We start from the raw sequence: 22640 nt of genomic DNA on the forward strand, positions 1-22640 counted from the left end.
ATTTTTGTTTCCTGACTGCATCCCAAAACTGAAAATTGTTTCCTGACTGCATCCGGATGCAGAAATTTGTTTCCTGACTGCAAAACCGGCTGATTCGCCTCAATCAGGCCCCAAATCCCCTGTTTTGCAGCCAAAATTCTGATTTCAGGAAACAAAAATCCGAGACCAGGAAACAAAAATCCGCAGCCCATACGGCAACCGAGCCAGTAACCGAGCAACAACCTGACAGGCAACCCAGCGCCCACCCCGCACTTTGTCAGCAGCCACGACCTAGCCTCGAAGTATGGACAATCGGGATGCGCGCAGCAATAACCAGCACACGCTCATAGTGATGCGACACGCGAAATCGGCCTGGCACACCGGCGCGACCGACCACGCCCGACCGTTGAACGACCGCGGGCTGCGCGATGCCCCGGCCGCTGGCAAAGTGCTCTCCGAGCTCGGCCAACCCATCGATCGCGTGCTGTGCTCGAGCGCACTCCGCACCCGTCAAACATGGGAGGGCGCCGAACGCGGCGGGGCGCGCGCATCCGAGGTGACGCATCACGACGAAATCTACGAATCGCATCCCGGCGAAATTCTGCAACTCGTGCAGCAACTGGACGACAGTGTCGGATGCGCGCTGGTGGTGGGTCACTACCCCGGGGTGGCGCTACTCGTGCAGGGACTTGCCGAAGGCAGCAACCACCGCGGCATCGCACAGATCACCGAGAAATACCCCACCAGCGCGATCTCAGTGCTGCGGTTCGCGGGCAGCTGGGCCGACCTCGAAGTTGGTGGTGCCGAGCTAGTCGACTTCGTCATCCCCCGCGGCTAGCCTCTCCGCGCGCCGCTCGCACACGCCCACCGCGTAGCCGCACCGCCCCTCAGATTTTTGTTTCCTGACTGCATCCCACTGCGGAATTTTGTTTCCTGACTGCATCCCAAAACTGAAAATTGTTTCCTGACTGCATCCGGATGCAGAAATTTGTTTCCTGGCTGCAAAACCGGCTGTTTCGGCTCAATCCAGCCATAGATCCCCTGTTTTGCAGCCAAAATTCTGATTTCAGGAAACAAAAATCCGACGCCAGGAAACAAAAATCCGAGACCAGGAAACAAAAATCCGCAGGCAGGCACACAGTAGCCAGCCCAGCAAGCAAGCAAGCAAGCAGCCCAGTAAGCACCGCAACTAAACTGGCACCATCATGATGCAGCGACTCTCCTCGGCCAGGTGGCAGCAACTCGCAGCCGAACACGCGCACCGGGCAGATGCGCTCACGGCCGAGTATCGCAGCGCACGAGCCGCGGGCCGCCGCCACGCCATCGACGACTTCCTGTTCACCTACTACTCGTACCGCCCCTCAGTGCTGCGCAAGTGGCACCCGGGCATCGGCATCGCTCTCGACGACGCCGACGAGTACGCCAACAAGCGCTGGTACCGCACCAATAACGATGGCACGGTGATGGTGGATGCGGCCGCGTTCCTCGCCGACCGCGGGCACGTGGCCCGGCAAATACGCGCGCTCAGCGAGGCGATCGCCGGCCGGCAACCACGCTTTAGCTGCTTCGGGCTGCACGAGTGGGCGATGGTGTACCGGCAGCCCGAACACCGCCACCCCATTCCGCTGCGCCTCGGCCAGGCCGGCACCGATGCCGTCGTCGAATCGCACGATATCAACTGCACTCACTTCGACGCCTTCCGATTTTTCACCCCGGATGCGCGACCGCTCAACCAGCTTCAACCCACCCGCGCCACCCAGTGCGATCTCGACCAGGCCGGTTGCCTGCACGCCAATATGGACCTCTACAAATGGGCCGTGAAACTCGGCCCGCTCGTTCCGGGCGAGCTGCTGCTGGATACCTTCGAACTCGCCCGCGAAATCCGCTGGACCGATATGCAGGCCTCACCCTACGACGTCAGCGACTACAACGTCCCCGCCATCGCCATCGAAACCCCGCAGGGCAAAGCCGAGTATGTGCAGCTGCAGCGCGGCTATGCCGAGCGGGCACAGCTGCTGCGCGGCCGGCTCATCGAGGTGATTCGGGCAGCTCAACAGGCCACCACTGCCGAAACCGAGGGAGATTCTCGGAAGATTTTTGCCGCAGGATAACCCACAGCGCATCCTGGGCCCGAAATCATCCGCTGAGCTCACGGTCTCCGACAACGGCGCCGCCTAACAGCAACCCAACGGCCGCCCAAGCGCCAACAGCCATCAAAACGCCAACAGCTCCACGTGCCAACAGCACGGCATTTCAACAGCGGCCCAACAGCCACAAAACCTCACAAAAAACCGGCGGGCCCGATCCAAAGACCGAGCCCGCCAGATGCTAAGCAGCAGCGATTACACCTCGAGCACGTCGCGACGGTGCGGCAGCACCGCCGGGTGCACCCCACCGAGGTGTTCAATGATGCGCACAACCTGCTTCGAGTAGCCGTACTCGTTGTCGTACCACACGTAGAGCACGAGGCTGGTGCCGTTCGCGATGGTCGCGAGACCGTCAACGATGCCGCAGCGCTCGTGGCCAACGAAGTCGGTCGACACAATGTCGGGCGACTCAACGTAGTCGATCTGCTGGCGCAGGTTCGAACGCAGCGACACCTCGCGGAGGTAGTCGTTGACCTCTTCGCGGGTCACCTCGCGGCCGAGCTCGAGGTTGAGCACCGCCATCGAAACGTCCGGGGTGGGAACGCGGATGGCGTTACCGGTGAGCTTGCCGGCGAACTCGGGCAGCGCCTTCGCAACGGCCTTGGCGGCACCGGTTTCGGTGAGCACCATGTTGAGGGTTGCGGCGCGGCCACGGCGGGCAGCCTTGTGGTAGTTGTCGATGAGGTTCTGGTCGTTGGTGAACGAGTGCACGGTCTCGACGTGTCCACGCACCACACCGAACTTCTTGTCGAGTGCGTGCAGGGTGGGGGTGATGCCGTTGGTGGTGCACGATGCGGCCGACAGAATCTTCTCTTCGTCGGTGATGTCGTTGTGGTTGATACCGAACACAACGTTGCGAAGGTCGCCCTTACCGGGGGCGGTGAGCAGCACACGACCGATGCCCTTCGACTGCAGGTGCTGCGAGAGGCCAGCTTCGTCGCGCCAGCGGCCGGTGTTGTCGACGAGGATGGCGTCGTTGACGCCGTACTGGGTGTAGTCGACGGTGGCGGGGTCGCTCGAGTAGATCACCTGGATGAGCGTGCCGTTGGCGAGAATCGTGTTGTTCTCGTTGTCGACCTGGATGGTGCCGTTGAAGGGGCCGTGCACCGAGTCGCGGCGCAGCAGCGCGGCACGCTTTTCGAGGTCGTCGTCGCCGTTCTTACGCACCACGATCGCGCGTAGGCGCAGGCCGGGCCCAGTGGCGGCCTGTTCGATGAGGATGCGGGCAAGCAGTCGGCCAATACGACCGAAACCGTAGAGCACCACATCTTTACCCTGACCGTTTACGTCGGCGGGCTTCACCTCTGCCAGCTGCTCGGCGAGGAACGCCGCGATGTCACCTTCGCCGCCCTGTTCGCGGTAGAGGCGGGCGAGCTCACCGAGGTCGACCGAAGCGGTGTCGAAGTTCATCTCTGAGAGCGCTTCGAGCAGCTTGATGGTGAGGTCGAGCGACACCACCTCGCCCTGCACGCGACGCGCGTAGCGGTGCGCCTTGATCACGTCTACCGCCGAACGGTTGATGAGGCGACGGCCGTGAATCGAGGTGACAATGTTGTGCTCGCGGTAGAGCTTTGAAACCAGCGGAATCACCCGCTCGGCGGCCGCAACGCGTTCAAACCATTCGGCTTGAGCCTGGGTGTACTGATCGGTCATCGGATCGTCCCTCCATCGGGTGTCGTGGCACTGCGAAGTGCACCGCAGCGGCGATTTTTCCTGCTTTCAGCTTACCCAACCAAGTCAATGATGCGCGCAGCTTTCGCGATCAAAAGCGACCCGGTTGGCGGGTGTTATTTTTTCCGGCGACGTTCGCGCACGCGCATGTTTACGACGATTGGCGTGCCCTCGAAACTGAACACTTCTCGTAGGCGTCGCTGGATGAAGCGACGGTATCCGGGGTCGAGGAAGCCGGTGGTGAACAGCACGAATGTTGGTGGGCGGGTTTGTGCCTGCGTGGCGAACAGGATGCGTGGCTGTTTACCGCCGCGCAGCGGGTGCGGGAATTCTTGCGCGAGTTCAGTGAGGAAGGCGTTGAGCTTTCCGGTGGGGATGCGGGTGTCCCACGACGCGAGCGCGGTTTCGAGCGCCGGCACGAGTTTTTCGAGGTGGCGCCCGGTGCGCGCTGAGATGTTCACGCGTGGAGCCCACGACACATGCGCGAGGTCTTGTTCGATTTCGCGTTCGAGCTGCCAGCGGCGCTCGTCGTCGATGAGGTCCCATTTGTTGAATGCGAGCACGAGCGCGCGGCCCGATTGCAGCACCATTTCGACGATGCGCACATCCTGCACGCCCAGCGGTTCGGTGACGTCGAACACCACGATCGCCACTTCGGCTTTGTCGAGTGCGGTCGCGGTGCGCAGTGATGCGTAGAAGTCGGCGCCCTGCTGCAGGTGCACGCGTTTGCGGATACCGGCGGTATCAACGAATCGCCACAATTTGCCGCCCACTTCAACGAGCGAGTCGACCGGGTCGCGGGTGGTGCCGGCGAGGTCGTTGACCACCACGCGTTCTTCGCCGGCGGCCTTGTTGAGCAGGCTCGATTTGCCCACGTTGGGTCGGCCAACAATCGCCACCCGGCGCGGCCCGCCCACTTCGCGTTCGGCGACGCGAGATTCTTGTGGCAGCACCCGCATCACTTCGTCGAGCAGGTCGGCCACACCACGCCCGTGCAGCGCCGAGGTTGGCCAGGGTTCGCCGAGTCCGAGGCTCCACAGCGGTGCGGCGTTGGGTTCTTGTACGACGTCGTCGATTTTGTTGGCGGCCAAAATCACGGGGCGGTCGGTTTTGCGCAGCATCCGCACCACGTGTTCATCGGTGGCGGTGGCGCCGACGTTCGCGTCCACTACGAACAGCACCGCGTCGGCGAGTTCGATGGCAATTTCGGCCTGTTCGGCAACCGAGCGGTCGATGCCTTTCGCATCCGGTTCCCAACCGCCGGTGTCGACCACGGTGAATCCGCGCCCGCCCCACTCGGCTCGGTAGCTGACGCGGTCGCGGGTGACGCCGGGCACGTCTTCGACCACGGCTTCACGGCGGCCGAGGATGCGGTTGACAAGCGCCGACTTCCCCACATTGGGGCGCCCCACCACTGCCAGTACGGGCAGCGCGGACAGGTAGTAGACGTCGTCTTGACCAGCCGCGTCGGCTTCGAGCATGGCGAGGTCGTCGTCGTCGAGTTCGTAGTCGTGCAGGCCCTGCCGCAGCATTTCGGCGCGTTGGTCGGCGACATCATCATCGATCGCTGCCACTCGGTCGACAAAGTCTTCGGCACTTTCGGCGTAGTGCACCTCGATGTCGTGGTCGTCGGCAACCAGTTCGGGCTGGTAGGGGGTGTGTTCGCGCGGGCCCTCGGGGTCACCGAGCGGCGCCATCGGGTTGTGCTGGTCGCTCATTGTTGTGCCTTTCGGATGAGTTCAATCACGGCCGTAATCGCGGCGTCAAGTGTCAGGTTGGTGGTGTCGAGTTCGACGACCCCGTCGGCTGCGCTGGTGAAATTTGCCACCGTCGCGTCGCGTGCATCCCGTTCACTAATTGTGGCTGCCACTCGCTTAGCGTTGTCTCCGGCACGCTCGGCCTGCCGGCGGCGGATGCGTTCGGCTTCGCTGGCGGTGATGAGGATGCGCAGCGGTGCGTCGGGCACCACTACCGTGGTGAGGTCGCGTCCCTCGGCAATAATTCCGGCGGCGTTGTCTTCGTGCAAAATCTGCCGGAATCGTTCGTTGACGGCGGCGCGCACTCGCAGGTTGGTGGCGACGCCCGATACGAGCTCTGAGATGCGCGTTTCACGGATCGCCTCGGTGATGTCGGTGTCGCCGATGCGCACCCAGCGCTCGTCGGGTTCGAGCGACAGCCGCCACTGCGCAAAAAACTCGGGCAGTAGCGCCACGACTGCGTCTTGGTCGGCGGGGTCGATCTGCCGGTCAAGCGCGAACCAGGTGAGGGCCCGGTACACCGAGCCGGTGTCGAGCAGATGCCAGCCAAGCTGCTTTGCCGCGGCGCGTGAGACGGTCGATTTACCCGACCCCGAGGGGCCGTCGATCGCGACAATCAGGTGGTTTGGCATCATTTTTCTTTCGTAGGGCCGGTTACGGGCGTGGCTCTTGGGTTATTGCGCTACCCGCCAGCCGCGGCTGTCGAGTTCGTCGACCAGGCGCTGGCGCACCTCGGGCAGCACCCACACTTCGACGAGGCCGAGGTTTGCGCCCGGCGAGTGTTCGAGCATGATTTCTTCAACGTTGATATCGGCCTCGCCGATTTCATTGAACAGCCGCGCGAGCTGACCGGGGCGGTCGTCGACCATCACGGTTACCGAGGCGTAGGTGCGTCGTGAGCCATGTTTACCGGGGATGCGGGCGACACCCTCGTTACCGGCGCGCATCTGGTCGGCGACAACGCGCCGAGCGCCTTCGGCTTCAATATCGTCGAGCGCATTGGCGAGCGTGCCGATATCGCCGGCGATATTGCGCAGGATGCGGGCCACGCGCGATCCGTTCGCGGCCAGAATCTGGTTCCACATGGTTGGGTCGCTGGCGGCGATGCGGGTGACGTCGCGCAGTCCCCCGCCAGCGAGGTTGGCAGCATCCAGGTCGTCGCCGAGCAATTGTGCCGCCATCACGCTCGACACGAGTTGCGGCACATGCGAGATGAGCGCCACCGATTCATCGTGGTCTTCGGCGGTGAGGTTGACGACGGTGGCACCCAAATCGAGCGCCATTCCCTCGACTTCTTGCAGACTGTCGACCGTGGTTTCGGGGGTGCTGGTGATCACCCACGGGCGCCCGAGAAATAGGTCGGCGCGGCCCGAGAGCGGCCCGCCGGTTTCGCGGCCGGCCATTGGATGCGAACCCACGTAGCGGCTCACATCCCCGCCGCCGGCGCGCAGCACCTCGAGCGGTAGCGTTTTAACGCTGGCAACGTCGGTGACAATGGCGTCCGGCCAGTTGCGCAGCTGTTCGAGTACGACCGCGCCCACCGCGTCGGGCGGTACGCACACGACCACGAGCCGTGGGATGTCTTCCGGCTGCGCGTCGGCCGCGCGCTCGGCGGGTGCGATGCGGCCGGCGCCGTAGTCGGCGGCAAGTCGCATCGCCGTTGGTGAAAGATCGCGCAGCATCACGTCGACACCCAGCCGCCGCAGCCCCAGCCCGATCGAGGTGCCGAGCAGGCCCGTACCAACCACGAGCACCGGTGATAGGGTGCGCACCGGTGCCTTTGCCCGAACGCTATTCATCGTTTGCCTCCACCGCGCTTACCGCCACCGTGCTTGTTGCCACCGTGCTTGCCTCCGCCGTCGCGGCGCTGCTGACCGGATGCACCGCCGCGCCGACCCCGCGGCTGGCTGCCGCGATCGCCGCGGGCTTGACCGCCGCGGGTGCCTCCGTTTTTGCTGCGCGGATGGCCGCCGTGACCGCCGCGCTTACCGCGGCCGGGCTGGCCGCCGCGCAAGTCGGTGCGTTCGCCGCGCTGCTGCTTGGTGGGGTTTTCGGCGGGTTCGCCACTGCTCAGGCGCAGCAGCTGACCGAGCTCATCTGAGGTGAGTTCGCGAATCTCGCCCTGGCGGAGCGTGCCCAGGTGCAGCGGCCCGAAGCTACGCCGCACCAGTTCCCGCACCGGATAGCCCACATGCGCGAGCATCCGGCGCACAATACGGTTTTTGCCCGAGTGCAGGGTGATTTCGACGAGTGTCGATTTGGCGGATGAACCGGCCGCGAGAATCCTTGCCGAGTCGGCCTGAATGAATCCGTCTTCGAGGTCGATACCGTCACGCAGCTGTTGCACCGCGGCAGCAGGCATCCGTCCATCAACCTTGGCGACATAGGTCTTCGACACCCCGAACGATGGGTGAGCGAGCACGTGCGCGAGTTCGCCGTCGTTGGTGATGATGAGCAGACCGCTGGTTTCATAGTCGAGACGGCCGACGTTGTAGAGCCGCTCGGAATACTGTTCGGTGAATTCGCGCAGATCGCGTCGGCCGTGTTCGTCACGCATTGACGAGACGACCTTCACGGGCTTATTGAGGATGAGGTACCGCTTGGTCTGGTCGAGCTGCACGGGCGTGCCGTCGACCACCACGCGGTCGTTGTCGGGGTCGATGCGGGTGCCGAGTTCGGTCACCACCGAGCCATTCACTTTCACTCGGCCCGCGGTGATGAGCTGCTCGCACACTCGGCGGCTGGCAACGCCGGCGTGTGCGAGTGCTTTTTGTAGCCGCATCCCCTCGGGTAGTTCTTTCGCCGGGGCCGCATTGGCGGGTCGGTGGCCGGGTGGGAACGGGATGTCGTCAAAGTCGCTGAGCTGATACCCGCCGGCTGGGCGCTCAGCCTCGGCACGGGCCACTGCGGCGGCGAACTGTGCCAGCTCGCGGGCATCGTCGCCAGTGCTCGAAGACTCCGAGCCCTGCGAATACTGGGTGTCGTCACGACGCTCAGTCACTGAATCCGTCCCTTCCGTCGTCCAAGAATGGTGAAATTTTTGGTAGTTCGTCTATCGAATTAATTCCGAGGTGTTCGAGCAGCAGTTCGGTGGTCTCGTACAAAATCGCACCGGTTTGTGGATCATTACCGTTTTCAGTGATGAGCCCGCGCGCCAACAGGGTGCGCACCACCGAGTCGACGTTCACCGCGCGCACCTGCGCAACCTGCGACCGAGTCACCGGCTGGCGATACGCGATCACCGTGAGTGTTTCGAGCGCCGCCTGTGACAGCCGTGCCGGCTGCCGCACCGCGACAAAGTCGCCCACGATGTCTTCGTAGCCGCTGCGCACATACATGCGATAGCCGCCGCCCACCTCTCGCAGTTCAAAACCGCGCGGTGTCGTGCCGTTTTCTCCATCGTAGTCGGCGCACAGCCGGGCAAGGGCTTCACGCACCCTAGCGACCGGCTGCGACACTGCTGCCGCGAGCGCCACCAGCGGCACCGGTTCATCACTGATGAACAAAATTGCTTCCAGCGCCCGATCGAGATCAATCGTGCGCTCGGTGTCGCCAGCCACCGTCGGTTCGGCAGCAGCATCTGCCGCATCGACGCGGGCCGCAGATTCGGCGATTGGTTCATCCCTCATAGTCGGCCCCCAGTGTGCCAAGTTCTTCATCACTCCAGTGTTCGGCCTCCCAGCTCACCGTGAGGGGGCCCAGCGGTTGTTCCTGTGCGAGCGCGACCGCTGCCCGTCGATACAGTTCGAGCACCGCCAAAAACCGCGCGATGACCACGCCGGGGCTGTCGGCATCGGCCACCAGTTCGGTGAACGGTGCCGGCCCGTTATCGCGCAAGCGCCGCACGAGCACCGTCGCCTGCTCACGAATCGACACCAGCGGGGCGTGCAGGTGATCGAGCCCCACCGTCGGGATTGCTTTCGGTGTGAACACAATTGCCGCGAGCGCGGCAAAATCGGCGAGGCTGAGCGGAAACACGAGTTCGGGTTCGCGCTCACGCAGCTGCGGTTCGAGAGGCACGGTGCGCCGATAGCGGTGCTCTTCGGCAGCGAATTTTGTTTGCAACCACTTCGCGGCTTCTTTATAGGCGCGGTATTGCAGCAGTCGTGCGAACAGCACATCGCGGGCTTCGAGCACCGCCACATCCTCGGCGTCGACGTAGTCGCCCTGTGGCAGCAGGCTCACGAGCTTCATATCGAGCAGTGTCGCGGCAACCACAATAAATTCGCTGGCCTGATCGAGCTCGCCCGCGGTTTCGAGGCTGGCGACGTGGCTGATGAACTCGTCGGTCACTTTTGAGAGCGAAATCTCGGTTATGTCGAGTTCGTGTTTGGCGATCAATTGCAGCAGCAGATCGAATGGCCCCTCGAATACTTCGAGTGATACCTGGAACGAGTCGGAGCTTTCGACGCTCGGGTCGTTAGGTGGGGCGTCGTTAGCGAGCGCCGCGGGGTCAGGCTGCTGCACCGCGCGCCACCAGTTCGCGGGCGAGCTGACGGTACGCCTGTGCGGCCGGGTGATTGGGTGCAAAGGTCACGATTGGCACGCCAGCAACGGATGCATCGGGGAATTTCACGGTGCGGCCAATCACGGTGTCGAACACCTTGTCGCCGAACACTTCGTAGACCCGATCGAGCACCTCGCGGGCGTGCAGGGTGCGGCCGTCGAACATAGTTGGCAGGATGCCGTCGAGTTCGAGTGCCGGGTTGAGCCGCGAGCGCACCTTTTCGATCGTTTCAATGAGCAGCGCCACACCGCGCAGTGCGAAGTATTCGCATTCGAGCGGGATCATGACGCCGTGGCTGGCGGTGAGCGCGTTCACGGTGAGCAGCCCCAGTGAGGGCTGGCAGTCGACGATGATGACGTCGTATTCGCCGGCCACCTGCCGCAGCAGGCTCGCGAGAATCTGTTCGCGTGCGACCTCGGTCACCAGGTGCACTTCGGCGGCCGACAGGTCGATATTGGCGGGGATAACGTCAAGGCCCTCGAAGTCGGTGGGTTGAATCGCGTTGTGGGGGTTGTTTTCGCGCCCGATCAGCAGGTCGTAGATGGTCGGCACATTGTGGGTTGAGATGCCGAGCCCCGCCGAGAGCGCCCCCTGCGGGTCGAAGTCGACGCATAGCACCCGTCGCCCGTAGGCAGCCAGTGAGGCGGCGAGGTTAATCGAGGTGGTGGTTTTGCCGACGCCGCCTTTCTGGTTGCACATGGCGATCACTCGCGCCGGCCCGTGCGATTCGAGCGGCTGCGGGTCGGGGAATTTGTTGTACAGCCGCGTGGATACCGATTCGGCCGAGCGGATCTGACCGGGTTCGCTGCCCTCGGCATAGTTGATGCGTTCAGTTCCCGCGGTCAGCAGCGCTTCGGGCACTTCCAGACCCGGCAGTTCGGGCATATCAGTGTCTGGTTTCACGATCGGTGCCCCTTTCCTGTACTTTCGGCCTGTACTTTTCGGGTTTGCCGGGTTACAGCTTCGTTCTATCCGGCAGCGCGTGATTTTCACAACACTGTCGGGGTGTTGCTGGCATGCTATCGCCGTCCGAGAGTGTTCCCACTTTCGCTTTAAGGGTGTCGGCGATTGGGCTTCAAGCAGTGGTTGAAACTGTCGCCGCTGGTTGCCATTTGCCATCCGGATGCATGGCGCTACTGGCTGTCAGACCGTCCCCTCTGCTGCCGGCCTAGCCGCTCAGCTCTCGGCGCGGCACGTGGACGAGTTTCAGTGCGTTTCCGTTCAGCGATTATCCTGGCACTCATGTCTTGGCCGTTCCCCGTGATCACGCGCGCGTTCAGCGCGCTCGTCGCCGCAGTCGCGACAGTCACGGTCATCGTCGGAACACCCAATATCATCCAGGCTGAAGACGATCGAGCACGCATACAGCGGCAGCACGAACATATCGATCGCGAACTTGCCAACGCCTCCGGTGTTGCCAGCTACTCGGTCAGCGAGCTCGATCAAGACCCCTCGTCGACCGTGGTGCTCGGCACCCATGTGGTGGTGACTCTGGCCACCAACTACTCCCCCGATCAGCTCGGGCAGCTGCTTACCAAACTCTTTGGTGAATGTTGCGATGTTTCACTGGTGCGGCTCGAGTTCGGCCCCACCTCTAGCCTCGAGGTGGTGCACGCGCAGCGCGATGCGCAGCAGTGGGCCGAGCTCGTCGACAGCGTCGACCAGCTTGAGTATGCCCGGATGCGGCTGGCGCAGTTCGGGCCCGACAGCATTGCGCAATTTCAGCTCGAGGTCAGTTCACAATCGCAAGACGTGATTGCGGCCTACGAACAATTGCACAGTCAACCGATTCCCAGCTGGGTTGCGCTCGGGCAGCTTGAGCTTGAAACCATAACCGGCACCTGGCCCCGGCTCTCGGTGCACGCCGAGCGGGCAGTAACTGCCGCCGAGTGGCAACAGTTCTGTGACCGCGTTGCTGAACTGCGTGAGGCCACAGAGTCGCAGCTGCATTTTTCGCTCAGCATGACCGCCACCGATTCCGGCAGCGAAGCGCAGTTTGAAGAGTCGATTGTGCCGGCCCCGCCACCGCAGTTCACTCCCGACCCAGATCAGCCGCAGCCGTAAAACTAGCCGCGTGCTCGCGGGTGGCTCGTCAGATACATATCGCGCAGCGCATCCGCCGTCACCCTGGTATAAATCTGTGTTGTCGATACCGAGGCGTGCCCGAGTAGCTCTTGCACCACACGCACATCGGCGCCGCCCTGCATCAGATGTGTCGCAAACGAGTGGCGCAGCACATGCGGCGACACATGTTCACTCAGCTGCGCCCGCTGCGCCACCTGCTGCAGGATATTGAACGCGCCGGTACGGCTGAGCCGCTTGCCACGCACCCCCAAAAACAGTGCCCCGCCAGATCGTCCAACGGCCGCGAACTGGGGTCGGGCTCGCACCAGATAGGCGTCGAGCGCCTGCCGCGCATAGCTTCCCAGCGGCACAATTCGCTGTTTATCGCCCTTGCCTCTGACGCGGATCATGTCTTGGTCGATGACATCATCCACATCCAGCGCCACAGCCTCCGAGATCCGTGCGCCGGTGGCATAGAGAAGTTCGAGCAGCGCGCGGTTGCGCAGCTGTTCGGGTTCGTCGCCGCCGCTGGCTTCGAGCAGCTGCTCTACCTGCGTGATCGTGAGCGCTTTCGGTAGCCGCGCCGGCAATTTTGGCGTCACAATATCGGCCGTCGCATCCTCTTCCACGAGCTGCTCATCGAGCGCAAAACGGTGCAGACCCCGCACGCTCGAAGCGATACGTGACACCGTACTCGCCGCCAGCGACAAGCCACCCTCAGCGCGCGGGGCTCGCAACCAGGCAATAAACTCTTGCACCTGCGCGGGGGTAACCCTCTCGAGGGCGGTCACCTGCTGTTCGGCGAGCCAATCACGGTAGCGGTTGAGATCGCGTCGGTAAGCGGCAACCGAGTTATCAGACAGCCCGCGTTCGATGGTGACATGACGCAAATACTGCTGAATTTCGCGGTCGAGCGTCAGCCGCTGCCCGGTCAAGCTCGCCGCCCGCCAGCAATTGCTCGGGGCAGCACCGACTGTGCTTCGGGGCGGGTGTCCCAGGGCGTGTCGGCTGGACGCAGCGTCGCCCAGTTTTGCCGGCGCGACTCATTGGCGGCAAAAAGCGCCTGCAACGCCGCGGGGTTATGCAGCTGGCCGGCAAAAATGCGTTCGATCGCTTCATCGAGTCCGATCCACGCCAACCGAATATCGGCCTCTTCCGCTTGCCGGTCAAACGCCTCGGCAGTGGATTGCAGGCCGCGAGCCAAATAGATGCGAATTGACTCGTTCGATCCGCCGGGCGAAGTCCAAAAATCAAGCAGCAAATGCCACTCGGATGCCTGCAGATCGGCCTCTTCGGCCAGTTCCCGCTGTGCCGCGGCCAGCGGATCTTCACCCGGTGCGTCCAAAAGCCCCGCCGGCAGCTCCCAATCGCGGCTGCGGGCCGGATGCCGGTATTGCTGCAACAACAGCGCGCGATCATTTTCGTCAAGCGCCAGCACCGCCACCGCCCCTGTGTGTGCGATGAATTCGCGAGTCAGTTCGGTGTCGCCATAGCGAAACGACTCCGACACCACGTTCCACACCCAGCCGTGATGCAGCATCCCGGTTGCGGTAACCGGATGCGATTCGGGCTGGTCGGCAACCGCACCCGACTCAACGATTTGCATGATTATTCGGCGATATCAGCGTCGTCGATTTCCACGAGCCGGCTTGCCCGCTGGCGCTCAAGCGCCGCGGCCACGAGCCCGGCAAATAGCGGATGCGCGCGGTTGGGTCGCGATTTCAGTTCGGGATGCGCCTGGGTCGCCACATAGAACGGATGCACGTCGGCCGGCAGCTCAACAAATTCAACGAGTTTGCCGTCGGGCGAGGTGCCCGAAAAACGCAGACCGGCCTCGGTGAGCTGCTCTCGGTAGGCGTTATTCACCTCGTAGCGGTGCCGGTGACGTTCTTCCACATCGGTGCTGCCGTAGGTTTCGGCCACCACCGATCCGGCAGTAAGCACCGCCGGGTAGGTGCCGAGCCGCATCGTGCCGCCGAGATCACCGTCACCAAGAATCGCGATCTGCTCTTCCATCGTGGCCACCACCGGTGACGGGGTTTCGGGATCAAATTCGGTGGATGAGGCGTCTTCGATACCGGCAACATTGCGGGCATACTCGATCACCATCGTCTGCAGGCCGAGGCACAGCCCCAGCAGCGGAATCTTGTTTTCGCGGGCGTATCGCAGCGCACCGAGTTTGCCTTCGATGCCGCGAATACCGAAACCACCCGGCACGCACACACCGTCAACATCCGAAAGCTGTGCTGCCGCGCCCTCAGGAGTGGCGCATTCATCGGCCGCCACCCAGCGCAGTTCGACCTTGGCCTGGTTCGCGAACCCACCGGCACGCAGCGCTTCACCCACCGATAGGTAGGCATCGGGCAGGTCAATGTATTTGCCCACGAGCGCAATCGTGACGGTGTGCTTGGGGTTGTGCACCACATCCAGCAGTTTTTGCCAGCCGCTCGAATAGTCGAACTCACGCACCGGCAGGTTGAGCTGGCGAATGATGACCTCATCCAGCCCCTGTTCGCGCAGTTTTGCCGGAATGTCGTAGATCGACGAAAGGTCAGGGGTGTTAACCACCGCATCCTCGTCGACATCACACATGAGCGCGATCTTCGCGCGGTTCGATTCAGTCACCGGCCGGTCGCTGCGCAGCACCAGTGCATCGGGCTGAATACCCGCCGAGCGCAGCGCGGCAACCGAGTGCTGAGTAGGCTTCGTTTTTTGTTCGCCCGAGGCGCCCATGAACGGCACCAGTGACACGTGCACAAAGAACACATTGTTGCGGCCGAGCTCGTGACGAATCTGACGGGCCGACTCGATGAACGGCTGCGATTCAATGTCACCGATCGTGCCACCGACCTCGGTGATGATGACATCCGGGCGCGGGGTCTCACTAGCTTGCAACCGCATCCGGCGCTTGATTTCGTCGGTGATGTGCGGGATGACCTGCACCGTATCACCGAGAAATTCGCCGCGACGCTCGCGCGCGATAACCGTCGAATACACCTGACCGGTGGTGACGTTCGCGGCTGCGCTCAGGTTCACGTCAAGGAAACGCTCGTAGTGGCCGATATCGAGGTCGGTTTCGGCACCGTCGTTGGTGACGAACACCTCACCGTGCTGAAACGGGTTCATCGTGCCCGGATCAACGTTGAGGTAGGGGTCGAGCTTCTGCATCACCACACGAAGACCGCGGGCAGTCAAAAGATTGCCGAGCGAGGCTGCAGTCAGCCCCTTGCCCAGCGAAGAGACAACACCACCGGTAACAAAAATCTGCTTGACCGGGGCGAGTGCCTCGGTGTCAGCGTTCTGGTGGTCCGTGACGGGGGCTGCAGCTGAGTCATTCACGGGGTTTAATACTATCCCACGTCGCGGCCCGTGGCAGCAGCCCGGCGAAGCAGCTCTTTGGCGTGTTCGCGGCCCGATTCCGATTCGGGCAGCCCCGACAACAATCGCGTCATCTCATTCACCCGCGCCTCGTCATCGAGCGCCCGAATTGACGAGGTGGTCACCTGCCCGTCGGTGGTTTTTTCGATGTGCAAATGCTGGTCGGCAAACGCCGCCACCTGCGCCAGGTGGGTAACCACAATCACCTGCCGGGATGCGGCTAGCCGCTGCAACCGGGCCCCGATTTCGAGCGCGGCAGCCCCACCCACACCGGCATCAATTTCGTCGAACACAAGCGTCGGCACCGGGTCGGCAGCCGACAGCACCACCTCGAGTCCCAGCATCACGCGGCTGAGTTCACCACCGGATGCGCTGGTCGCCAGTGGCGCTGGCGCGGCACCCGGATGCGGTGCCAGTAGCAGCGCGACCCGGTCTTGTCCCAGCCGGCGGATTTCGTCGCCGGTGGTGATCGAAACCGACAGTTCTGCGTTTGGCATCGCCAGGGCGTGCAGCTCTTCGGTGACTCGCTCGGCAAGCTCATCGCCCGCCTTTCGGCGCAGCCCGCTGAGCCGATCTGCAGCCGTCACCAAATCGCTTTCAAGTTCATGCACCTGCGCCGCCAATTGCGGGATCCGCTGATCGTCACCGGCGAGCTCGAGCAGCCGAGCGCCGGCAGCCGCATACTGGTCAAGCAGCTCACCGAGGCCAACCCGATACCGCGTTTTCAGCGATTCGATCGCCGCCAGCCGCTCATTGAGCGAGTCGAGCTCACCGATGCCCTCCACATCGAGGTCAGCCAAGTAACCGGCCAGGCGCGTAGCGAGATCCTCGGCCGCAAACACCAGATCGTTCGCCGCTTCAACGGTGGTGTCGAGCGAACCATCCGAACGGTGGGCGCGCTCAATACGGGCGGTGATCGTGCGACTCAGTTCGCGCACACTGCCGCCGGGATGCTCCTCCCCCGCCAAAAGTTCGTGTGCCTCCCCTATCAGCGCGCGCAGCTCTTCCCGGTTCGCCAGGCGCTCGATACGGGCTAGCAGCTGCCGATCTTCGTCCGGTTGCGGATCAATCTGCTCAACTTCGTCAATGAGCAGCTGCAGGCGTTCACGCTCCGCGATCCGCGCTTCGGCCGCATCCCGTAGTGCATGCAACTCGCCACGCACCTGCTGGAGGCGATCAAAAATCTCAGCCACCGCATCCCGCACACCCAGCAGTTCGCCACCGCCGAACGCATCCAGCACGGCGCGCTGCACCGGCTCTTGCGCCAGCCGCAGCTGTTCCGACTGCCCGTGCACGGCAACCAATTGGGCACCAATCTCACCCAGTTTGCCCGCCGGCACGCTCTGACCGCCGAGCCAGGCCCGCGAGCGCCCGCTTTCAAGCAGCTGGCGGGCCAGCACCAGTTCGGCCTCGGGCTGCACGCCATCGGGCCCGGCCACAGTATCCAGCTCACCACCGGCTTCATCAACCTGCGCGGCAATTTCGCCGTCTGCCGCAACGAGCACGCGCCCCTCGACCCGCGCCCGGTCGACCCCCTGGCGCACCAGTTGCGCCGAGCCACGGCCACCGAGCAGCAGCCCCAGCGCCGTCACCACCATGGTTTTACCGGCGCCGGTTTCACCGGTGATCGCCGTGAACCCAGGCGATAGCGGCAGCAGGGCGCTGTCGATTACGCCGAGGCCACGAATTTCGAGTTCTGTCAGCACTAGCGCGGACCTCGCCAACCCACGATCGGCAGCTGAAATTTTTTCACCAGTCGAGTGGTGAACGGCACCTGATGCAAGCGCGCCAGCCGCACCGGCTGCGATGACCGCGTCACGGTAATCCGCGTACCCGACGGCACCGTGTGGCTGCGACGGCCGTCGCACCAGATGACCCCGTCAGACCCGTCGCGCGTGTACACCTCCACCGCGAGCGTCGAATCGGGTGCGGTCACCAGCGGCCTGGCAAACAGCGCGTGAGCCGAAACCGGCACCAGCAACAGCGCCTCCACCTGCGGCCACACCACCGGGCCGCCCGACGAAAACGAGTAGGCGGTCGAACCGGTCGGCGTGGCGAACAGCACGCCGTCGCAACCAAAGCTCGAAAGTGGCTCGCCATCCACCTCAATCACGGCGTCGAGCATCCGCTCACGGTTACCTTTTTCAACACTGACCTCGTTGAGGGCCCAGCCAGTGAAACGTTCACCCGTCTCAGTTTCGGCAACAAACTCGACGGTCAATCGTTCTTCAACGTCATATTCACGATCGATCACCCGCTCAACAACCGTGCTGAGCGCATCTTTTTCGCTCTCGGCGAGGAAGCCAACATGTCCCAGGTTCACGCCGAGCACCGGCACATCGGCCGCGCGGGCCAGTTCCACGGCCAACAGGATGGTGCCATCGCCGCCGAGCACAATCACAATCTCGCACTGGTTGATCGAGCAGTCGACATCAAGCAGCTCTGCCGATTTCGGCAGCCGCGGCCGCCCCTCAGCGCCGAGCACCTCGGGTGTGTCGCGCTCAATCACCGGGATAATGCCGGCAGCGTCGAGCATCTGCATGGTGCTGAGCGCCGACTCAATGGCGTCCTCACGCGCGAAGTGGCTGACCACCAAAACCCGCCGCGTCGTGCCAGCCGACGGTGTTGTTGCGGTCATGAGTTCCCTTTCACCACTGTTTCGCGGATATGCGCGATATCAATCTCGTTATGTGATTGTCTCGCATCCAAGCTGGCCGCATCGCCAGAGGCCGTGTTTTGGGCGCGGTGAGCGTCGTTTGGCAATTGCAGCCACAGCAGATATTCGTGATTCCCGTGTGTGCCGGTGATCGGCGATTGTCGAAACCCGCACACCCGAAAACCAAGCTCGCGAGCATCCCGCACCACATCCACCGTCGCATCGGCAGCAACCTCAGCATCGGTCACAATGCCTCCGCGAACAAATCGGCGCCCCACCTCAAACTGCGGTTTTACCAGCAGCACTGCCCAGTGCAGATTCGGTAGCGAGGCCCGCATCGCTGGCAAAATATGCCGCAGCGAAATGAACGAGAGATCGCCCACCACCGCCGTTATGTCTTTGGCGGTAAGTGGCGCGCGGCCCACCCTGGCCGCAGCGATACAACTGTCGAGGCGCTGCTCGGTGAGATAGCGGGCGTTCTCGCCCTCAATCACGGTCACTCGAGTGTCGGCGCGCAGCAGTGCATCCAGTTGATCGTGGCCAACGTCGAGCGCCACAACTTCGCGCGCCCCACGTTCGAGCAGCACCTGCGTGAACCCTCCCGTTGATGCCCCGAGGTCGAGCACCGCACGCTCCGAGATATCGAGCGCAAAACTATCGGCCGCGGCCAATAGTTTTTGTGCCGCTCTCGACACGTATCCAGGCCCGGCAGTCACCTCAATGCGGTCGGTCTCGGATACCGGCATTGATGCTTTGGTAGCGAGCCGGCCGTTGACGTGCACCTGACCCGCGGCGATGCTGCGAGCCGCCGCTGTGCGGCTGCGGCACAGGCGGCGGCTGGCGAGAGCGTGGTCGAGTCGTTCAGGCATGGTTATCGGTGCCCGCCGTGCCCGGCTCGTCACCCGCCACTTCGAGCTCGACACCCGCCACTTCGAGCTCGACACCCGCCACTTCGAGCTCGACACCCGCCACTTCGAGCTCGACACCCGCCACTTCGAGCTCGACACCCGCCACTTCGAGCTCCTCAATGTCGAGCGGCTCGTCGGCGTCATCGAGTGCCCGCGAGAGCTGTTCGAGACGACGCTTGTAGGCGCCGGCTCGCTCTGCAAGCGGCAGCTGCTCGATCGCGGCAAACTCGGCGGATGCGGGTTGCGAGATTTCGTCGCTCATACCGAAAAGTCCATTTCGAGCAGCGATGCGGGGATTTCGAGCGCGTAGATGACCTTGTCAGAGTTCCAAATTGCCGCGCAGGCTGCTCGCAGCAGGTCTACTTCGTCGTTCTCCGCGCTGCGCACTTTCAGGCTGATACCGTCGAGCACCACGCGCGATTTGCGAACGCGGGCCTCAACCAGTTCTGGCTGCACCGATACCTCCACTTTCGGGTAGGGCTCGGTGAGGCTGCGCAGGTCGCGAATGATGTAGTCGGGCCGGTCTTCTGTCCCGGATGCAAACAATTGTTTGGCCTGGTCGATGCCGGTGAGTACGAGCGCGGATGCGATACCGGCGCGGTTTGCGCCCCGGATATCGGTATCGAGCCGGTCACCAATCATGAGCGGATGCGCCACCCCGAACCGTTCTTGGGCTGCGGTAAACAGCGCCGTTTCGGGCTTACCGGCCACCTGCGCCATCTTCTGGGTGGCCGTGTGTACCGCAGACACGAGCGTACCGTTACCGGGCGCGATGCCCTGCTCGCGCGGAATGGTCCAGTCTTGGTTGGTAGCGATCCACGGGATATCGCGTCGCAGCGCATACGACGCTTCGGCAAGTTGCAGCCAATTAACGTCGGGCGCGAAGCCCTGCAGCACCGCGTCGGGTTCGTCAGCGGCCTGGCGGGTGACTCGATACCCGGCTTTGACGAGCTCGTCGATGAGCCCGGCTCCCCCAACGACGAGCACCAGTGAACCGGTGGGCACCTGTTCGCTGAGTAGTCGAACTGCTGCCTGCGGGCTCGTGACCACATCCTGTGCTTCGGTGCGCAGACCGAGCGTGCGCAGGTGTTCGGCCACGTCGGCATCGGTGCGGGATGCATTATTGGTGATGTATCCCACTCGGGTTCCGCGATCGCTTGCCGCGTTGAGGGCTTCGACCGCGTGCGGCACAGCGTTTGCGCCGCGATAGACGACGCCGTCGAGGTCGACCAGCAGCGCGTCGGCTGCGGCGACCGGTGCCGGAAGATCGTCTGTTCTGCTACCAAACAACCGCATGACGGATGTGCTCCTTAGAGATCAAAAAGCGACGGCTGGTCGTCGTCCAACACCGTGTTTGTTGCCGGCTTGGATGCTGATTTTTTTAAATCGGATGCGTCTGCCGCGTTGTCGGCAGTGTCGGCCACCTCGTCAGCCTCCGAGTCGTCGCCCTCAATCGGCTCGGCGGCAGTCGACTCGCTAGCCTCCGGTTCAGTGTCCCGCGGCTCGCCGGTCTCAGGTTCGCCGGTCTCCGGACCGTCGCCCTCAGGCTCGTCGCCCGCCAGCTCACGAACCGGCTCAGCAGCCGTTTGCGAGTCGTCGGCTTCATCGTCGGCTGCGGCAGCGTCGGTGGCGGCGCGCTCCACTTCGGCGATCAGTTCGTCATACTCAGCCTGGATTTGCGATTCGATCGATTCTTCGGCAAGTGGCGCCGAATCCTCTTCGGGCTCAGTTTCGAGGCGTTCGGTGATGATGGTCACCGTCTCAAATTCATTGTGCTCGGCAGCCTGGAGGGCCGCTTCGGCCCGGTCGGCGGCCGATTCCCACAGGGTGGCTTCGCTATCACCGAGATCGTCGAGTACGGCTGCGTAGGCGCGGAACAGTGCCGGCGAGTAGCTGAACGCGCGGGTGCGGTCAAGCTGCGAAATTTCAAGTTCAGCGCGGGCGAGTTCGGTCTCACCGAGATCGAGGCGTGCGCCCGACATTGCGATCGCAAGCAGCACCTGTTGCTGCGTATCAAGAGTCGAGCGATCAACCGATTGACCGAGTTCGATGGCCCGATCGGGACGCCCGAGCCCGCGCTCACAGTCAACCATGAGTGCGATTTCGTCGTCGCGGCCAGAGATGCGTCGATAGGTGCGCAGTTCGCGCAGTGCCAGCGCATAGTCGCCCGTGCGATAGGCGGTGATGGCGAGCGCTTCACGCACCATTGCGACCCGGCCACCGCGACGCGATGCGCTGAGTGCGTGCGCGTGCGCGAGTTCAGGGTCGGTGTCAATCAGCAGCGACGCCATCACGAGGTGACGTGCGACTGTGACGTAGTTTTCATGGCTGAGAGTCTTAAGCTCAACGCGTGCCTTCATCGGCAGGTCGCGTTCAGTGATCTCTTCGGGAATCTCGGGATCAATGTGCGTTTCGCGAATGGCCCGCAGCTCGTGTGGCCGCGAACTGAAATCACGCCGCGGCTCGGTGCCACCGCGTTTCGATTCTGATCGGTGCCCCCGGCCGCCGCTGCGGCCGCGATCGAAGTTGCGTTCGTTGTTTCGGTCGCTGTTTCGGTCATTGCGGCGCCGCTCACCACGCTCGTTTCGTGACCGATCTGATCGGCCGCGGTAGTCACCGCCGTCGCGACGCTGCTCATCGCGTTCGCGCCAATTACCGCGATCACGCTGGCCACCGTCGCCTCGACGATTCCCAGAGTAGCCACGCTCGTCGTCATAGCGTCGCCGCTGACCGCCGTGGCCGCCGCGATTGCGGTCGCGCTCACCGCCCCGGCTGCGGTCACGGTCATCGTGACCATCGCGCCAGTTTGAGCGCCCGGACGCACGGCGGTCGCCGTCGCGGTAGTGGTCGCGTTCGTTGCGGCCGCCAGACTCGTTACGTGAGTAGCCACCGGATGCACCGCGGCGCTCATCGCCGCGATCGCGATAGTTCTTCGCACCGTCACGTCCGCGGTCGTTGTACCGGCGTTCGCCCGAACCGCGCTCAAATCGATCGCGTGAGCGATAGTCGTCTCGGCGGCCCCCTCCGCGAGAGCCGTAGCCGGAAGGACCACCCTTGCCGCGTCGCGACCCTCCACCATAGTTGTTGCGGTCGCGGTCTGAGCCGCCTTTGCGCTTACCGTGGCGATCGCCGCCGTCATAGTGGTTACTCATGAGTGTCCTTCCCGTACTATCGGTGCGCTGTGAAGTTTTAGTCCAGTCTAGCCTGCAGCTAAAGCGAGCCGACTGAACGAGCCTGAGACGGCACCAGTCATCCGTGACAGCGCGAGTAACGGTCCGACTATTCCAAAAACCCCTACCGCTCTTAAAAGAACTGCCCGCTTTGCAAAAAACGCCCGCTTCTAAAATCGCTGCTCGCGTTTTTAAAAGGACAGCTTCTTGTCAAGCATCTGAGGGGTTGTTTTCGGGAAACAAAAAAAATGGTGGGGTGCACAACCCAAACGGATCATGCACCCCACCATCAAAGTAAAGTTCGGCAGTGACCTACTCTCCCACAAAGTCCCCCTTGCAGTACCATCGGCGCAAAAGCACTTAGCTACCGGGTTCGGAATGTAACCGGGCGTACCCACTCCGC

The 22640-nt window shown here is 63.2% G+C and carries 19 protein-coding genes, 1 rRNA gene and 1 pseudogene; 3 read left to right on the forward strand and 18 right to left on the reverse strand.

Annotation, left to right across the window (positions count from 1 at the left end; all coding sequences use genetic code 11):
- Window positions 1-283 precede the first annotated feature (283 nt).
- Both PV375_RS09475 and PV375_RS09480 read left to right on the forward strand, forming a co-directional pair.
- Window positions 284-817, forward strand: coding sequence for a SixA phosphatase family protein (locus tag PV375_RS09475; protein ID WP_332107083.1), 534 nt, complete (start codon window positions 284-286; stop codon window positions 815-817).
- A 367-nt stretch (window positions 818-1184) separates the two neighbouring features.
- On the forward strand, window positions 1185-2090 hold the full coding sequence (locus PV375_RS09480) for a 3-methyladenine DNA glycosylase (RefSeq protein WP_332107084.1): 906 nt from the start codon (window positions 1185-1187) through the stop codon (window positions 2088-2090).
- A gap of 231 nt (window positions 2091-2321) precedes the next feature.
- On the opposite strand, the gene PV375_RS09485 is transcribed toward PV375_RS09480, so the two are convergent.
- From PV375_RS09485 to PV375_RS09520, 8 genes and pseudogenes are all read right to left on the reverse strand, one after another.
- The gene (locus PV375_RS09485) at window positions 2322-3779 is read right to left on the reverse strand and encodes a glyceraldehyde-3-phosphate dehydrogenase (protein WP_332107085.1); all 1458 of its coding nucleotides are present in this window, start codon (window positions 3777-3779) and stop codon (window positions 2322-2324) included.
- A gap of 134 nt (window positions 3780-3913) precedes the next feature.
- Entirely contained in the window at window positions 3914-5515 is a 1602-nt protein-coding gene (gene der, locus PV375_RS09490) for a ribosome biogenesis GTPase Der (protein WP_332107086.1), read from the reverse strand.
- Window positions 5512-6189, reverse strand: a complete 678-nt coding sequence (gene cmk / locus PV375_RS09495; RefSeq protein WP_332107087.1) for a (d)CMP kinase — start codon at window positions 6187-6189, stop codon at window positions 5512-5514. The genes der and cmk overlap by 4 nt, the downstream gene beginning before the upstream one ends.
- Before the next feature lie 39 nt (window positions 6190-6228).
- Window positions 6229-7353, reverse strand: coding sequence for a prephenate dehydrogenase (locus tag PV375_RS09500; RefSeq protein ID WP_332107088.1), 1125 nt, complete (start codon window positions 7351-7353; stop codon window positions 6229-6231).
- 233 nt (window positions 7354-7586) lie between these two features.
- Window positions 7587-8336 (reverse strand): annotated as a pseudogene (locus PV375_RS09505) (pseudouridine synthase); the annotation flags it as partial.
- Between the two features lie 211 nt (window positions 8337-8547).
- Window positions 8548-9183, reverse strand: coding sequence for an SMC-Scp complex subunit ScpB (gene scpB, locus PV375_RS09510; RefSeq protein WP_332107089.1), 636 nt, complete (start codon window positions 9181-9183; stop codon window positions 8548-8550).
- Entirely contained in the window at window positions 9173-10021 is an 849-nt protein-coding gene (locus PV375_RS09515; RefSeq protein ID WP_332107090.1) for a segregation and condensation protein A, read from the reverse strand. The genes scpB and PV375_RS09515 overlap by 11 nt, the downstream gene beginning before the upstream one ends.
- Window positions 10008-10946, reverse strand: coding sequence for an AAA family ATPase (locus tag PV375_RS09520; protein ID WP_442903947.1), 939 nt, complete (start codon window positions 10944-10946; stop codon window positions 10008-10010). Before PV375_RS09520 ends, PV375_RS09515 begins: the two co-directional genes overlap by 14 nt.
- 357 nt (window positions 10947-11303) lie before the next feature.
- Between PV375_RS09520 and PV375_RS09525 the strand changes: the two genes are divergently transcribed.
- The gene (locus tag PV375_RS09525) at window positions 11304-12125 is read left to right on the forward strand and encodes a hypothetical protein (protein WP_332107092.1); all 822 of its coding nucleotides are present in this window, start codon (window positions 11304-11306) and stop codon (window positions 12123-12125) included.
- Between the two features lie 2 nt (window positions 12126-12127).
- On the opposite strand, the gene xerD is transcribed toward PV375_RS09525, so the two are convergent.
- The 10 genes from xerD to rrf form a co-directional block, all read right to left on the reverse strand.
- Window positions 12128-13045 carry a site-specific tyrosine recombinase XerD gene (gene xerD / locus PV375_RS09530; RefSeq protein WP_332107113.1) on the reverse strand — a complete coding sequence of 306 codons (918 nt, stop codon included), beginning with the start codon at window positions 13043-13045 and terminating at the stop codon, window positions 12128-12130.
- 11 nt (window positions 13046-13056) lie between these two features.
- Window positions 13057-13731 (reverse strand): NUDIX hydrolase, encoded by a 675-nt coding sequence (locus PV375_RS09535; RefSeq protein ID WP_332107093.1) that lies wholly within the window; start codon window positions 13729-13731, stop codon window positions 13057-13059.
- 2 nt (window positions 13732-13733) lie between these two features.
- Window positions 13734-15389 (reverse strand): CTP synthase, encoded by a 1656-nt coding sequence (locus tag PV375_RS09540; protein ID WP_332107114.1) that lies wholly within the window; start codon window positions 15387-15389, stop codon window positions 13734-13736.
- Window positions 15390-15475: 86 nt separating this feature from the next.
- On the reverse strand, window positions 15476-17209 hold the full coding sequence (gene recN / locus PV375_RS09545) for a DNA repair protein RecN (protein ID WP_332107094.1): 1734 nt from the start codon (window positions 17207-17209) through the stop codon (window positions 15476-15478).
- Window positions 17209-18141 carry an NAD kinase gene (locus PV375_RS09550; RefSeq protein ID WP_332107095.1) on the reverse strand — a complete coding sequence of 311 codons (933 nt, stop codon included), beginning with the start codon at window positions 18139-18141 and terminating at the stop codon, window positions 17209-17211. Before PV375_RS09550 ends, recN begins: the two co-directional genes overlap by 1 nt.
- Window positions 18138-19028: a TlyA family RNA methyltransferase gene (locus PV375_RS09555; RefSeq protein WP_332107096.1), complete on the reverse strand. Its 891-nt coding sequence runs from the start codon at window positions 19026-19028 to the stop codon at window positions 18138-18140. Before PV375_RS09555 ends, PV375_RS09550 begins: the two co-directional genes overlap by 4 nt.
- Window positions 19021-19329, reverse strand: a complete 309-nt coding sequence (locus tag PV375_RS09560; RefSeq protein ID WP_332107097.1) for a hypothetical protein — start codon at window positions 19327-19329, stop codon at window positions 19021-19023. The genes PV375_RS09555 and PV375_RS09560 overlap by 8 nt, the downstream gene beginning before the upstream one ends.
- Window positions 19326-20363: an HAD-IIA family hydrolase gene (locus PV375_RS09565; RefSeq protein WP_332107098.1), complete on the reverse strand. Its 1038-nt coding sequence runs from the start codon at window positions 20361-20363 to the stop codon at window positions 19326-19328. Before PV375_RS09565 ends, PV375_RS09560 begins: the two co-directional genes overlap by 4 nt.
- Before the next feature lie 14 nt (window positions 20364-20377).
- Window positions 20378-22219, reverse strand: a complete 1842-nt coding sequence (locus PV375_RS09570) for a hypothetical protein (RefSeq protein WP_332107099.1) — start codon at window positions 22217-22219, stop codon at window positions 20378-20380.
- A gap of 317 nt (window positions 22220-22536) precedes the next feature.
- Window positions 22537-22640: ribosomal RNA gene (gene rrf / locus PV375_RS09575) — 5S ribosomal RNA — on the reverse strand; the annotation flags it as partial.

This window comes from Gulosibacter sp. GYB002, assembly GCF_036577665.1.
In the GTDB taxonomy this organism is placed as follows: Bacteria; Actinomycetota; Actinomycetes; order Actinomycetales; family Microbacteriaceae; genus Gulosibacter; species Gulosibacter hominis.

Coding starts and splice junctions, on each gene's coding strand:
- PV375_RS09525 (WP_332107092.1), top strand. CDS start 11,304: ATGTCTTGGCCGTTCCCCGTGATCACGCGCGCGTTCAGCGCGCTCGTC.
- PV375_RS09475 (WP_332107083.1), top strand. CDS start 284: ATGGACAATCGGGATGCGCGCAGCAATAACCAGCACACGCTCATAGTG.
- PV375_RS09550 (WP_332107095.1), bottom strand. CDS start 18,141: ATGACCGCAACAACACCGTCGGCTGGCACGACGCGGCGGGTTTTGGTG.
- PV375_RS09570 (WP_332107099.1), bottom strand. CDS start 22,219: ATGAGTAACCACTATGACGGCGGCGATCGCCACGGTAAGCGCAAAGGC.
- PV375_RS09535 (WP_332107093.1), bottom strand. CDS start 13,731: ATGCAAATCGTTGAGTCGGGTGCGGTTGCCGACCAGCCCGAATCGCAT.
- PV375_RS09500 (WP_332107088.1), bottom strand. CDS start 7,353: ATGAATAGCGTTCGGGCAAAGGCACCGGTGCGCACCCTATCACCGGTG.
- PV375_RS09480 (WP_332107084.1), top strand. CDS start 1,185: ATGATGCAGCGACTCTCCTCGGCCAGGTGGCAGCAACTCGCAGCCGAA.
- PV375_RS09565 (WP_332107098.1), bottom strand. CDS start 20,363: ATGCGGTTGTTTGGTAGCAGAACAGACGATCTTCCGGCACCGGTCGCC.
- PV375_RS09485 (WP_332107085.1), bottom strand. CDS start 3,779: ATGACCGATCAGTACACCCAGGCTCAAGCCGAATGGTTTGAACGCGTT.
- PV375_RS09560 (WP_332107097.1), bottom strand. CDS start 19,329: ATGAGCGACGAAATCTCGCAACCCGCATCCGCCGAGTTTGCCGCGATC.
- cmk (WP_332107087.1), bottom strand. CDS start 6,189: ATGATGCCAAACCACCTGATTGTCGCGATCGACGGCCCCTCGGGGTCG.
- scpB (WP_332107089.1), bottom strand. CDS start 9,183: ATGAGGGATGAACCAATCGCCGAATCTGCGGCCCGCGTCGATGCGGCA.
- PV375_RS09520 (WP_442903947.1), bottom strand. CDS start 10,946: ATGCCCGAACTGCCGGGTCTGGAAGTGCCCGAAGCGCTGCTGACCGCG.
- der (WP_332107086.1), bottom strand. CDS start 5,515: ATGAGCGACCAGCACAACCCGATGGCGCCGCTCGGTGACCCCGAGGGC.
- PV375_RS09555 (WP_332107096.1), bottom strand. CDS start 19,028: ATGCCTGAACGACTCGACCACGCTCTCGCCAGCCGCCGCCTGTGCCGC.